Origin of the sequence: Parvularcula dongshanensis (assembly GCF_014199615.1) — a bacterium.
GTDB classification, from domain to species: domain Bacteria; phylum Pseudomonadota; class Alphaproteobacteria; order Caulobacterales; family Parvularculaceae; genus Parvularcula; species Parvularcula dongshanensis.
Genome location: NZ_JACHOB010000001.1, coordinates 512,092 through 523,677 on the forward strand (window position 1 = coordinate 512,092; position 11,586 = coordinate 523,677).

Consider the following 11,586-nt stretch of genomic DNA (forward strand, 5'->3'; position numbering starts at 1 on the left):
CCGCTGCGCGGGGAAGCGGAAGCGGCGGCGCGCCGCTCCTAGAGCTTGTCCAACGTGCCCGTGTTCTTCGCGAGCAGGTAGTAGAACGGCACGCGGTGCTTCGATCCGCGGGCGTCGGCCATCTGCACGCAGACCTCCTGGATCGCGCTCATGATGGCGGCGTCGTCGTGGCTCGCGCCGAGATCCAGCGTCTTCTTCGCGAAGCCGTCGCGGATCCTCTTGAGCTCGTCTTCGTCCGAACAGGCCACCGTCACGGCGTCGCGGTTCTGCAGCACGATGTTGAGACGGCGCACCAGCGCCTTCACCACGTCGGCATCGGCGCCGGGGTCGTACTTCCGCACGCGTTCGAGATGCGCTTCGTGGTCGATGGCCATGACGTTCCTCCTCTGTCCTCTCAACGAAAGTTAAGCCGTTTCGGACGCGATCGCAAATCGGTGAGGACAGGCCGCGGCGCTTCGCGCGTTGCGGCGACGGCGCGGAGGCGTAAGGCGGCGGCATGGCCCGCAGCGCGATCATAGAGGACATGCCCCCCGCCGCCGTCGGCAAGGCGGCAGCGAAGCCGCTGGACCCCGTGGCGGCCGAGGACGACTTTCGCTTCCACGCTCTTCTGTATCCGAACCGGTCCTTGTCGCCGGACGGGTTCAAGCGCGTCTTGGGCGTCGTGATCCTTGCCAATCTGATCAACGCGGTCGTCTACGTCACCCTCGGCGCCTGGCCGGTCGCCTTCTTCTGCGGCGCGGACATCGTCATCGTCTGGCTCGCCTTCCAAGCGTCCTACGTCTCGGGACGGCGGCACGAGCGGATCATGCTGACCGAGGACGCGTTGTGGGTCAGCCGCGTCCTGCCGTCCGGCCACGAGACGCGCTGGCGGCTCGACCCCTGGCGGGCCCGCGTTCGGATCGACCGGCCGGTCCGGCACGAGACGCAGCTCCATCTGTGCCAGCACGGCCGGACGCTGATCGTCGGAAGCTTCCTGAGCCCGAAGGAGCGCGGCGAGCTCGCCGAGGCGCTGGACCGGGCGCTTCTCGAAGCCCGCGCGTGACGCTTCGGTCAGGCGCGTTTACCTTGGTCGTCCCGGCTCTTATCTGAGGCGGCGACTTCTCTTAGGGACCTCATGATCGTTTTCGTCACCGCCTGCGCCGTTCTGCTGGGCCTTTTATGGGCGCTTCATTGGCTTTGGCGCCGGCGCATCGAAGCGGAGCTGACCGAGGGCGCGGCGGGAGAGTACGAACGCCACCGCGCGCGCGACCCCGAACTGATGGAAGGCATGACGCTCGAGCGGTTCCGCGCGATCTACGCCCGCGTCGAGCGGCCGCGCTATCCGACCTACCTGCTCGGCGCGATCACCGCCTTCGCCCTCGGCACGCCGGTTCTCTTGGCGCTGATGAGCGGCGCCGCCTACTACGCGCAGCGGGCGGGCCTGATCGCGCAGCCCGGCGAAGCGGCGAACCGCATCTACTTCTCCGACAGCGGCACGGCGTCGATCGCGCGCCGGGTGAGCCCCGAGGCGCTCTCCTACATCCTGCAGGGCTGGGCCGGCTTCTACTACTTCTTCGGCCTACTGTTCTTCTGGATCCTCATCGTCGCCGTGGCGATGAGACGGTATCATGCCCGGACTCCAGGGTTTCTCCGGGAGGAGGTGTTGCGCTCTCGGTGAGGCCGTCGCCGGGGCGCTCCTCGATCGTCTGCTGGCGGTTGCGCTCGCCTTCCTCGGTCCGCTCGTCCGTGCCGGGGTCGTAGACCTGGCCGGCCCGGGCGGGATCGAGGACGAAGACCCGGTCGCAATACATGCACTCGGCGTAGCCCTTGTCGCCGATCGTGTAGAAGACGCGGGGATGGCCGAGCGCGCCGCCCGAGCCCATGCAGGCGACGCGGCGCTGATCGGTGAAGGTCACCTCCATCGCGTTTCGATCGTAGACGATCTCGTCCAAGATCTCGTCGAAGCTGCGCGGCTGGTTGTGGAAGGGCTGCTTGTCGGACATGGGTTTCCTCTAACCTGGCGGCGGCGCACGCATGGGCGCGCCGCCTGTTCGCACCTATCCCTCAGCTTCTCAAGAAGGCCTTGAGGTCGTCCGTCAGGCGCTGAGCCCGCGTTGCGAGGAGACCGTGCGGGGCGCGCTCGTACGCCGCGCCGCGCACGAGCTTCGCCGTCCGGTCGCCCGACGCCCCGACCCGAACGGTCTCTTCGGCGGTGCCGTGGACGATCGGCGTCGGCACACCGAACGCGTCCAAATCGTCGCGGGAATCGAAGACGGGCACGAGGCCTCCGCAAGGCTGCTTCGAGGAGAGAACGCGCCGGTCCCCGTTCCGGTTTCGGCGCCGCACTGCGAAGGCGGGCATCCGCATCGTTGACGCGCCGCACCGCCGGACCGACATGCCGCCCATGTCAGACACCCAAACCCTCCCCGACCGGCCCGCCGCCGAGACCGCCAAGGCCCTCGACGCGGCGATCGTCGCGCGCGGCCTGCGCAAGGTCTACAAGGGCAACAAGAAGTCCGGGCCGAAGGAGGCGCTCAAGGGCATCGATCTCACGATCCCTCGCGGCTCCGTCTTCGGGCTCTTGGGCCCGAACGGCGCCGGCAAGTCGACCTTCATCAACATCCTCGCCGGCCTCGTGAACAAGACCGAGGGCGAGGTGCAGATCTGGGGCTTCGACATCGACAAGAACCCGCGCCAGTCGCGCGCCTCGATCGGCGTCGTGCCGCAGGAGCTGTCGACGGACGTCTTCTTCACCCCGAAGGAAGGCCTCGAGATCCAGGCGGGGCTCTACGGCGTGCCCAAGGCCGAGCGCCGGACGATGGAGATCCTCCGCTCGCTCGGCCTCGAAGAGAAGGCGGACTCCTATGTCCGCTTCCTCTCCGGCGGGATGAAGCGGCGGCTCCTCGTCGCCAAGGCCATGGTGCACGACCCGCCCGTCCTGATCCTCGACGAGCCGACGGCGGGCGTCGACATCGAGCTTCGCAAGCAGCTCTGGGAGCAGGTCATGCGGCTTCACGACCGCGGCGTGACCGTGATCCTGACGACGCACTACCTCGAAGAGGCGCAGGAGCTCTGCGATACGATCGGCATCATCCACCAGGGCGAGGTGAAGACCGTGAAGCCCAAGGACGAGCTGATCGCCAGCCTCGACAGGAAGGCGCTGACCATCGTGCCGGAGACCCCGCTGAGCGCGGTGCCCGAGCTCGGCCCGCTATGCGGGGCGGAGCTGCGCGGCGACACGCTCTACGTCTCCTACCGGCCGAGCGAGACGCGGGTCGCGGACATCCTCTCGGCCGTCAACGAGGCCGGGATCAGCGTGAAGGACCTCTCGACGGTCGAAGCCGACCTCGAGGACGTGTTCTTGGAGTTGACCTACGGGGCGGATGACAAGGTTGCCGCCCGGTAGCCATAACATTCGTTTAATCGGGGTGTGGTAATTCGCTTCTTCAAGACGTCGCCAAGGCGCGAAGGAGCCCCAGAATGCTGCGCCCCCTCTTCCCTGCCGCCCTCGGCCTGCTCGTGACGGTTCCCGCCGCCGCGCAGGACGAGGAGCAAACCGCGATCGACGCGCTGACGGACGTGATCGTCGTCACCGCGACCAAGAGCGCGAACGCCGAGAACGTGCAGGACGTGCCCGTGGCGATGACCGCCTATGGTGAGACGACGCTCGACGCCCTCCACGTTCGCGACCTCGAGGACCTCAGCTTCACCGCGCCCAACGTCGCGCTCGACGACATCGGCACGACGCGCGGCACGGCGAACTTCGCGATCCGCGGGCTCGGGGTGAACTCCTCCATCCCGTCCATCGACCCTGCGGTCGGCGTCTTCGTCGACGGGGTCTACATGGGCGTGAACTCGGGCGTGGTGCTCGACCTCTTCGACCTTTCGTCGGTCGAGGTCCTGCGCGGCCCCCAAGGTCTTCTCTTCGGGCGCAACACGACCGGCGGCGCCGTGCTCGTGAATACGGGCGACCCGACAGCGGCGCTGCGGGTGAAGGGCCGCCTTGCGACCGAGGCGCCCATCGATAGTGGCCGGGGCACGTGGAACTCCTACGCCTCCGGGGTCGTCTCGGGTCCGATCGTTCCTGGCGTGCTGCACGGCAAGGTCGGCGCCTACCTCAACAAGGACGGCGGTTACTTCGAGAACGGCTTCAACGGTCAGGACTTCGGCAAGGCGACGACCACCGTCCTTCGAGGCGCGCTCGAGTTCATGCCGACCGAGCGTCTGACGCTGCTCGGCAAGATCGAACGTCTCGACGGGGACGGTCAGGGCCCCGCCTTCCAGAACCGCGGCTTTCACGACCGCGACGGCTTCTCCTTCCGGCTCGACGAGGAAGGCGACGCGAAGAACGAGCATTGGTTCGGGACGCTGAAGGCGGACCTCGAGGTGGACTTCGGCGAGGGCCGGATCACGAACATCTTCGGCTGGCGCGACGCCGAAGAGACCACGCGCGGCGACCTCGACGCGAGCGAGCGCTTCTTGTTCCACACCGCGACCGCGCTCGATCAGCGCCAGATCTCGAACGAGCTGCGCTACGCCGGCACGTTCGACCGATGGGACGTGACGACCGGCCTCTACGCCTTCTCACAGGACGTGGCCTATGACGAGGCGCGCTTCCTCGTGCGGGACCTGCCGTTCAACACGATCGTTCCGGGCGCGGGACGCGTGGACCTGCCCGAAGCACCGAACCCGAACGCGCCGCCGCCCTTCTTCGGCGGGGGTCAGCAGGATCACACCGTCTACGGCCTCTTCGGACAGGCGGACTACGCGCTCACGGAACGCCTGACGCTGACAGGCGGGCTGCGGTGGTCGCGCGAAGAGAAGGACGCGGCCGTCACCTACGTCCGGCCGCGGCCCGAATGCTCCGTCGTCGGCGGGGACTGTCCGACCGAAGGCACCAACCCCTATACGGGCGAACCGAACGGGTTTCGGGACGAGGACGACTGGTCGAACCTGACGCCGAAGCTCGGCCTGCGCTACCAAGCGACGCCCGAAGCGCTTCTCTACGCCACCTACACGAAGAGCTTCCGCTCCGGCGGCTACAACTTCCGCATCACCGACGTCGCGCTGTTCCTGGACCGGATCGTCGCCGAGGGGAATGGCGGCGACTTCGCGACCCGCGAAGAGACCGTGGACGCCTACGAGGCAGGCGCGAAGTTCCAGACCGAGGATCGCCGCCTGACCCTCAACGGCGCCGTCTTCTACACGGACGTCTCGGACATGCAGCGCGAGGTCAACGTGGCCGCCCCCGGCGCTGCGGTCGTGCAGAACATCGCCAACACCGCCGATGCGGGCATATTGGGCCTCGAGGTCGACGGGCAGGTCGTCCTGACGGACAGCCTGCTACTGAACGCGAATCTCGGCCTCATCGACGCCGAGTACGACGAGGTCCGATACGACCTGTCGGGCGACGGCGTGGTGGACGGCGTCGACCTCGGCCTCGACCTGCCGCGCGTGCCGGCGGCGAGCTGGGGCCTCGGCGTGGTCCACGACTTGAGCCTCGGCGATCGCGGGGAAGTCGTCACGCGGATAAGCTTCGCGCATCGCGACAGGCTCGCCTACACCGACAGCAACCTCGGCTGGGTTCAGTCGGCGTACAGGCTCGACGCCAACATCGCTTGGCGGACCCCCTATGAGGGGCTGACCGTGTCGATCTACGGCAAGAACCTGCTCGACGAGGTGCAGGTCGGCAACGACACGCAGCTTCCGGCGGACTTCGGCCTTGGACCCTACTCGACCGGCGTGCCCGTGCCGTTCGGCTCGCCCGCCGCAGGCACGTCCTCGCCACTCAAGAAGGGGCGCCTCGTCGGAATCGAGCTGACCCTCGACCGGTAAGGCGCGTCACGGGCTGACCTTCGTTTCCGAAACGGTCTAGGCTGGGCGCCACGCAACATACGGTCCGCCATGCCGCTTCTTACGACCCTCGCCCTGATCGCGCTTCAGGACTCGCTCCTCTCGCCCGTCGAGCAAGGCGTTATGGCCTGCATGGACGTGTCCGACGGCGCCGCGCGGCTCGCCTGCTACGACCGGACCGCCCAGCCCCTGCGGCAGATGCGGCAGGACATGCTGCTGCCGCCGCAGCCAGCGCCTGCCCCTTCCGCGTCGGCGACGCCCTACCCCGCGCCCCGCGCCGCGCCGAGCGCCGGCTCCCCCTACGCCGCGAGCCCGTCGCCTACCCCGCCGCAGCGAAGCGAAGGCCCCGACGGCGCGTTGCCCCAAGACATGCCGGTCGCCCGGATCGACTTCAGCGCGCGGGACAAAGCCTACATCACGCTCGCCAACGGCGAGGTCTGGCGTCAACTGAACTCGGATAGCACGGACCTTTCCCGCAAAGTCGACGACATCAAGACCGCGACCATCCGCGAAGGGGCGTTGGGCAGCCGCCGCATGCGCCTGGAGCCGCTCGGGCGGACCATTCGCGTCCGTCAAGACGACTGACGCCTTCACGAGCCCGAGCGCGGGGTTTGCTCGGCGGCACCAAGGCCCATCTGGAACGTTGAGAGAACATTCTAGATGGAGCTTCCCATGACGACGACCGAGCACCCCAAGACCGAAGCCCCCTCCAACGCCCAGAAGGATCCAGACAACTGGACCACCGGCGACGAGGAGATGACCGGCGCCCAGGCGAGCTACCTTAAGACGCTGAGCGAGGAGGCGGGCGAGGAGTTCGATCCGAAGCTGAACAAGGCCGACGCCTCGAAGCGGATCGACGAGCTTCAGGAGAAGACGGGCCGAGGCCAGTAGGGGCTTCCGCCGCGACGGGTGGCGCGAAGAGCGCCGCGCTCTAGCTCCCGCCGATGCAGCAGGACCAGAGCCAGGCGCCGTCGCCCGCCCAGACCCCGCCCGCCCCGCCGGCCGACGGCGCCGACCCGAACGGCATCCTTCCCGGTAATACGCCGGTCGAGGCGGAGGGCTTCGTGCCTTTGCTGCTCGACCGGCTCGTCAGCATGTATGAGAGCTTCGTCCGGCTCCTGCCGCTGCTCGTCGTCGGCCTCATCGTCCTCATCCTCACCTGGGCGCTTGCCGCCGGGCTTTCGCGCCTGGCGCGAAAAGCGACCCGGCGGGCCGGTACGCGGCGCTCGCTGAGCGACCTCGCCGCCACGCTGACCCGGGTCATGATCTGGGTCCTCGGCCTTCTGACGACGGCGACGATCGTCTTTCCCTCGCTCGACCCCGCCGCGATCCTGTCCGGCCTCGGCATCGGCGGGATCATCATCGGCATCGCGTTCCAGGACACCTTCCAGAACTTCATGGCGGGCGTCCTGATCATGCTGCGCCGCTCTATGCGGGTCGGCGACTACCTCGACAGCGAAGGAGTCGAGGGCAGGATCGAAGAGATCAACCTGCGCGACACCTACCTGCGCAAGACCGATGGCGAGCTCGTCATCGTGCCCAACAAGCACCTGTTCGAGAACCCGGTGACGGTTTGGACCGACCCGGACTTCCGCCGCTACGAGATCGTGGTCGGCGTGGCGTACGACGAGGACGTGGACCAGGCCCGCAGCGTCATCGAGCAGGCGATCGGCGGGCTCGACCTCGGCAAGTCGCCGAAGCAGCCTCAGGTCTTCGCCAAGGAGTTCGGCGCGTCCTCGATCGACTTCACGGTGCGCTGGTGGGCCGATCCCGAGCCGGTCGGCTTCCACAAGAGCCGAGACCTGGTCGTCGCCGCGATCAAGCGGGCGCTCGACGAGGCGGGCATCGAGATCCCGTTCCCCTACCGTACGCTGACCTTCAAGGAACCGCTTCGGCTCGGAAGGCTCACGCCGGACGAGCGGGACGAGCAGAAGGACGGCTTGTAAAAGAGGCTTTACATGTCGTGTGTCCTTGACTACCTTTTCTACGGGTAGAGGAGGAACCGATCCCATGACCAAGATCCGCCACTGGCTCGCTTCGGCGAGCGTCCTGATGCTCGCGGCCTGCGCGCAGAGCCCTGCCCAACAAGCGGAGGCCGAAGAGAGCCTGCCGCCCTACGAGACGCCGGAGAGCCTCGCCGCCGCGACGCAAGGCGAGTCGGACGTCGCCATGTGGCGCGTCGGCGACGAGGACACGACCGTCTACCTCCTCGGCACCGTGCACCTCCTGCGCCAGGGGACGGCTTGGCAGAACGACGCCTTCGACACCGCCTTCGCGGCGGCCGATACGATCTACCTCGAGGCGGACGTGACCTCGCCGGCGGCGCAGGCCGAGATGCAACAACTCGTCCCGCAACTCGGCATGAACCCGCAAGGGGTGACGCTGTCGAGCTATTATGACGAGGAGGAGCTCGCACAGCTCAACACGGCGCTCGAACCGCTCGGCGTGACGGTCGCCCAGTTCGATCCCTTCAGGCCGTGGCTCGCCGGGCTGACGATCGGCGTTCTCAGCCTTCAGAAGATCGGCGGCGATCCCGCCGCCGGCGTCGAGATGCTAATCGCGGCGGACGCGGCGGAAGCCGGCAAGACGATGCGGTTCTTCGAGACCCCGGAGCAGCAGATCCGCATGCTCGCCGAGGGGGAGGACGAAGAGCAGGCCGACTACCTCTTGGAGAGCGCCGAGGACCTGTCGGACATGGAAGGCTTCTACGCCCGTCTGATCGGCGCCTGGTATGACGGCCGGCCGGACGTCGTCGGGGACACGATGAACGAGGCCTTCAAGGAAGTGCCGGGCGTCGCCGAGACCCTGCTCTACGCGCGCAACCGCAACTGGGCCGACGAACTCGAGACCCTCATTGAGACCGAAGAGGGCACCTTCCTCGTCGCGGTCGGCGCCGGGCACCTTGCCGGCGACAACTCGTTGCAGGACTACCTCGAAGAGAAGGGCTACGAGGCCGAACGCCTCTAGCCCGGCGCGGGGCCGAGCGCGCCCGCGATGCGCTCGGCCAGCCTGCGGGAGACCTCGCTCTTGGGCAGGTCTTCCCAGGCCTCGTCGCCTTCGCCGGTGATGAGGGTCACCGCGTTCCGGTCGCCGCCCATCGTGCCCGTGCCGGGCGAGACGTCGTTCGCGACGATCCAGTCGCACCCCTTGCGCGCCCGCTTGGCCTCCGCGTGCCCCAGGACGTCGTCCGTCTCGGCGGCGAAGCCGATGACCAGCGCCGGGCGCCGCGAAGCGTGCCTCGCGATCGAGGCCAGGACGTCGGGGTTCTCGGTCAGGTCGATGGCGGTGAGGCCGCCGCGCTCCTTCTTGACCTTGTGCTCGGTCTCGTAGGCGGGGCGGTAGTCCGCCACGGCCGCGCAGGCGACGAAGGCGTCCGCCGGGAGGGCGGCCTCGGACGCGGCGAGCATCTGGCGTGCGGTCTCGACGTGCACGGTCTCAATCCCGCGCGGGTCGGGCAGCGCGGTCGGCCCGGCGACGAGCGTCACGCGCGCCCCGAGCTGACGGCAGGCGCGGGCGATGGCGTAGCCCTGCTTGCCCGAGGAGCGGTTGGCGACGTAGCGGACGGGGTCGAGCGGCTCGTGCGTCGGCCCCGCGGTGACGACGACGTGGCGCCCAGAGAGCGCCCCGCCCTCGCCCCTGAGCGCGTCTTCAGCCGCGTCGGCGATCGCGGCCGGCTCCGCGAGGCGGCCATAGCCGAACTCGCCGCAAGCCATCTCGCCCTTTTCGGGCCCCACGAAGAGGGCGCCGTCGGCCTGCAAGGTCTCGACGTTGCGTTTCACGGCCGGATGCTCCCACATCCGCACGTTCATGGCGGGCGCGTAGAGAACGCGCTTGTCCGTCGCGAGGAGGAGGGTGGAGGCGAGGTCGTCGGCGAGGCCGGTCGCGGCCTTGGCGAGGATGTTGGCCGTGGCGGGCGCGATGAGGACGAGACCCGCCGAACGGCTAAGCTCGATGTGCCCCATCGCCGCTTCGTCCGTCAGGTCGAAGAGCTCGGTGTAGCACTTGGCGCCCGTCAGGCTGCCGACCGAGAGGGGCGTGATGAACTCCGCCCCGCCGCGCGTGAGGACGCCGGTGACGCCGATGCCCCGCCGCCGAAGCTCGCGGGCGAGCTCGAGTGCCTTGTAGGCGGCGACGCCGCCGCCGATGACGAGGAGGACGGAACGGGTCGTCACGGCGCAGTCTCCTCGGTCTTGCGGATGGGCTCGCCCCTGATCGCGGCGGCGAGGCGTTCCACCGTATCATCGGAGAGCCTGAGCCCGCCATTGGCGAGCTGCGCCGCAGCGTTCTCGGCCGCGGCGGCGAACTCGGGGAAGGCCTCGAACAGCTCGCCGGCCGCCTTCGCGTTCTCGCGGAGGATGCGCAGGGTCGCGCGCGGCCCCACTCTCCGCGTCACGTAGGACCGCACGATGGGCTCCGCCGCGGCCCAAAGGTCGATGTTGGGGTCGAGGACGCGCGAGACGCCCTCGACCACGACCATGGTGCGCTGGAGGAGGACGAGCTCGGTCCGCAGGTGCATGTCGAACACCTCGGTCACGTCGAAGAGCTGCTGGAGGACGCGGGACATGTCCATGTCCTCGGCCGACTTGCCGAAGATGGGCTCGCCGACGGACCGAAGCGCGGTCGCGAAGGCGCCGACGTCGTAGCGGGCGGGGATCCATCCGGCGTCGAAGTGCGCGCGGGCGGCGGCCTGGTAGTCGCGCCTGATGAAGCCGTAGATGATGGTCGCGAAGGTGCGCCGGCTCTCCTCGTCCATTCGGCCCATGATGCCGAAGTCGAGGAGGACGAGTCGCCCCTCCTTGTCCACGAACAGGTTCCCCTGATGCATGTCGGCGTGGAAGAAGCCGTCCTCGAGCGCTGACCTGAGGAAGGTCTGCATGGCGAGGACGGCGAGGCCCTGCCGGTCGGCGCCGCGGGCGTCGAGCGCGCGGCCGTCGGTGACCGGCGTGCCGTCGATCCATTCCGTCGTCAGCACCCTTCGCGTGGAGTGAGACCAGTAGGTCTCGGGGATGCGGATGCGCGGCTCGTCCTTCAGGTTGTCCTTGATCTCGGACGCGCTGCCCGCCTCGATACGAAGGTCGAGCTCGACCTCGGCGGCGGCGGCCAGCGTGTCGATGAAGGCGACGGGCCGCATCCGGCGAGCGGGTTTGATGAGGGTCTCGACGATCTTCGCGCCGAGGCGGAAGACGCGGAACTCCTTGCGCGCCTTCTTCTCGATGTCGGGCCTCAGGACCTTGACCGCGACCAGCTCGCCCGTCGTCAACCGCGCCCTGTGGACCTGCGCGATCGAGGCGGCGGCGATCGAGTCCGAGAACTCGGAGAACATCGTCTCCAGCGGCCGGCGGAAGGCGCGCTCGATCTCCGCCTTCGCTTCTTCGGTCGGAAAGGGCGGCATGCGGTCCTGAAGCTCGGTCAGGTCCTCTGCCATCTGCATCCCGACGATGTCGGGGCGCGTCGCGAGGAGCTGGCCGAACTTGACGTAGGCAGGCCCCTGCCCCGCCAGCGCGCGCGCGAGGCGCTGGCCGGGGCGCAGGTGCCTGTCCTTCGCCCCGATGCGGCTGACGGCGCCGAAGACGCGCACGCCGGGGGGGACATACTCGGCGAACTCCGCCGGGATGAGCGCGTCGTGACGCGCGAGCACGCTGGCGGCGCGGACGAGGCGGAAGATGTCGAGGAGGCCGCGGATCATGGGGCGGCTTGTGAGGGCAGGAACGCCCCGGAGCAAGCGGGCCGGGCGGGAAGTTCCCGCCCGGCCCT

General features: G+C 68.7%; 13 protein-coding genes. 8 read left to right on the forward strand and 5 right to left on the reverse strand.

Features of this window, described 5'->3' with window-relative positions; genetic code table 11:
• Window positions 1–38: 38 nt before the first annotated feature.
• The gene (locus GGQ59_RS02385) at window positions 39–374 is read right to left on the reverse strand and encodes a DUF2853 family protein (protein WP_183815474.1); all 336 of its coding nucleotides are present in this window, start codon (window positions 372–374) and stop codon (window positions 39–41) included.
• Between the two features lie 122 nt (window positions 375–496).
• On the opposite strand from GGQ59_RS02385, the gene GGQ59_RS02390 reads away from it, so the two are divergent.
• On the forward strand, window positions 497–1,042 hold the full coding sequence (locus GGQ59_RS02390; RefSeq protein WP_183815476.1) for a DUF2244 domain-containing protein: 546 nt from the start codon (window positions 497–499) through the stop codon (window positions 1,040–1,042).
• 72 nt (window positions 1,043–1,114) lie between these two features.
• A complete protein-coding gene (locus tag GGQ59_RS02395; protein WP_183815478.1) occupies window positions 1,115–1,657 on the forward strand; it encodes a hypothetical protein in 543 nt (180 codons plus the stop codon).
• Here the strand turns inward: GGQ59_RS02395 and GGQ59_RS15530 are convergent.
• Window positions 1,578–1,982 carry a zinc-finger domain-containing protein gene (locus GGQ59_RS15530; RefSeq protein WP_221400838.1) on the reverse strand — a complete coding sequence of 135 codons (405 nt, stop codon included), beginning with the start codon at window positions 1,980–1,982 and terminating at the stop codon, window positions 1,578–1,580. The two genes, GGQ59_RS02395 and GGQ59_RS15530, sit on opposite strands and share 80 nt — an antisense overlap.
• Window positions 1,983–2,043: 61 nt before the next feature.
• Window positions 2,044–2,259: an alpha/beta fold hydrolase family protein gene (locus tag GGQ59_RS02405; protein ID WP_183815480.1), complete on the reverse strand. Its 216-nt coding sequence runs from the start codon at window positions 2,257–2,259 to the stop codon at window positions 2,044–2,046.
• Window positions 2,260–2,383: 124 nt separating this feature from the next.
• Here GGQ59_RS02405 and GGQ59_RS02410 point away from each other — a divergent pair, with 124 nt between their 5' ends.
• The 6 genes from GGQ59_RS02410 to GGQ59_RS02435 all read left to right on the forward strand — a co-directional run bounded on the left by GGQ59_RS02410 (window position 2,384) and on the right by GGQ59_RS02435 (window position 8,799).
• Window positions 2,384–3,385 carry an ABC transporter ATP-binding protein gene (locus GGQ59_RS02410; protein ID WP_183815481.1) on the forward strand — a complete coding sequence of 334 codons (1,002 nt, stop codon included), beginning with the start codon at window positions 2,384–2,386 and terminating at the stop codon, window positions 3,383–3,385.
• A gap of 74 nt (window positions 3,386–3,459) precedes the next feature.
• Complete coding sequence (locus GGQ59_RS02415) at window positions 3,460–5,814, forward strand: TonB-dependent receptor (protein WP_183815482.1); 2,355 nt, start codon at window positions 3,460–3,462, stop codon at window positions 5,812–5,814.
• A 69-nt stretch (window positions 5,815–5,883) separates the two neighbouring features.
• Entirely contained in the window at window positions 5,884–6,417 is a 534-nt protein-coding gene (locus GGQ59_RS02420) for a hypothetical protein (RefSeq protein ID WP_183815483.1), read from the forward strand.
• A gap of 87 nt (window positions 6,418–6,504) precedes the next feature.
• A complete protein-coding gene (locus GGQ59_RS02425) occupies window positions 6,505–6,723 on the forward strand; it encodes a DUF3072 domain-containing protein (RefSeq protein WP_221400839.1) in 219 nt (72 codons plus the stop codon).
• A gap of 53 nt (window positions 6,724–6,776) precedes the next feature.
• Window positions 6,777–7,778: a mechanosensitive ion channel family protein gene (locus GGQ59_RS02430; RefSeq protein WP_183815485.1), complete on the forward strand. Its 1,002-nt coding sequence runs from the start codon at window positions 6,777–6,779 to the stop codon at window positions 7,776–7,778.
• A gap of 64 nt (window positions 7,779–7,842) precedes the next feature.
• On the forward strand, window positions 7,843–8,799 hold the full coding sequence (locus tag GGQ59_RS02435) for a TraB/GumN family protein (RefSeq protein ID WP_183815486.1): 957 nt from the start codon (window positions 7,843–7,845) through the stop codon (window positions 8,797–8,799).
• Here the strand turns inward: GGQ59_RS02435 and coaBC are convergent.
• Together coaBC and ubiB are read right to left on the reverse strand one after the other, a co-directional pair.
• On the reverse strand, window positions 8,796–10,004 hold the full coding sequence (gene coaBC / locus GGQ59_RS02440) for a bifunctional phosphopantothenoylcysteine decarboxylase/phosphopantothenate--cysteine ligase CoaBC (protein ID WP_183815488.1): 1,209 nt from the start codon (window positions 10,002–10,004) through the stop codon (window positions 8,796–8,798). The genes GGQ59_RS02435 and coaBC overlap by 4 nt on opposite strands.
• Window positions 10,001–11,518: a 2-polyprenylphenol 6-hydroxylase gene (gene ubiB / locus GGQ59_RS02445; RefSeq protein ID WP_183815490.1), complete on the reverse strand. Its 1,518-nt coding sequence runs from the start codon at window positions 11,516–11,518 to the stop codon at window positions 10,001–10,003. The genes coaBC and ubiB overlap by 4 nt, the downstream gene beginning before the upstream one ends.
• Window positions 11,519–11,586: the final 68 nt, after the last annotated feature.

Coding starts and splice junctions, on each gene's coding strand:
- GGQ59_RS02385 (WP_183815474.1), bottom strand. CDS start 374: ATGGCCATCGACCACGAAGCGCATCTCGAACGCGTGCGGAAGTACGAC.
- GGQ59_RS02390 (WP_183815476.1), top strand. CDS start 497: ATGGCCCGCAGCGCGATCATAGAGGACATGCCCCCCGCCGCCGTCGGC.
- GGQ59_RS02395 (WP_183815478.1), top strand. CDS start 1,115: ATGATCGTTTTCGTCACCGCCTGCGCCGTTCTGCTGGGCCTTTTATGG.
- GGQ59_RS15530 (WP_221400838.1), bottom strand. CDS start 1,982: ATGTCCGACAAGCAGCCCTTCCACAACCAGCCGCGCAGCTTCGACGAG.
- GGQ59_RS02410 (WP_183815481.1), top strand. CDS start 2,384: ATGTCAGACACCCAAACCCTCCCCGACCGGCCCGCCGCCGAGACCGCC.
- GGQ59_RS02415 (WP_183815482.1), top strand. CDS start 3,460: ATGCTGCGCCCCCTCTTCCCTGCCGCCCTCGGCCTGCTCGTGACGGTT.
- GGQ59_RS02420 (WP_183815483.1), top strand. CDS start 5,884: ATGCCGCTTCTTACGACCCTCGCCCTGATCGCGCTTCAGGACTCGCTC.
- GGQ59_RS02425 (WP_221400839.1), top strand. CDS start 6,505: ATGACGACGACCGAGCACCCCAAGACCGAAGCCCCCTCCAACGCCCAG.
- GGQ59_RS02430 (WP_183815485.1), top strand. CDS start 6,777: ATGCAGCAGGACCAGAGCCAGGCGCCGTCGCCCGCCCAGACCCCGCCC.
- GGQ59_RS02435 (WP_183815486.1), top strand. CDS start 7,843: ATGACCAAGATCCGCCACTGGCTCGCTTCGGCGAGCGTCCTGATGCTC.
- ubiB (WP_183815490.1), bottom strand. CDS start 11,518: ATGATCCGCGGCCTCCTCGACATCTTCCGCCTCGTCCGCGCCGCCAGC.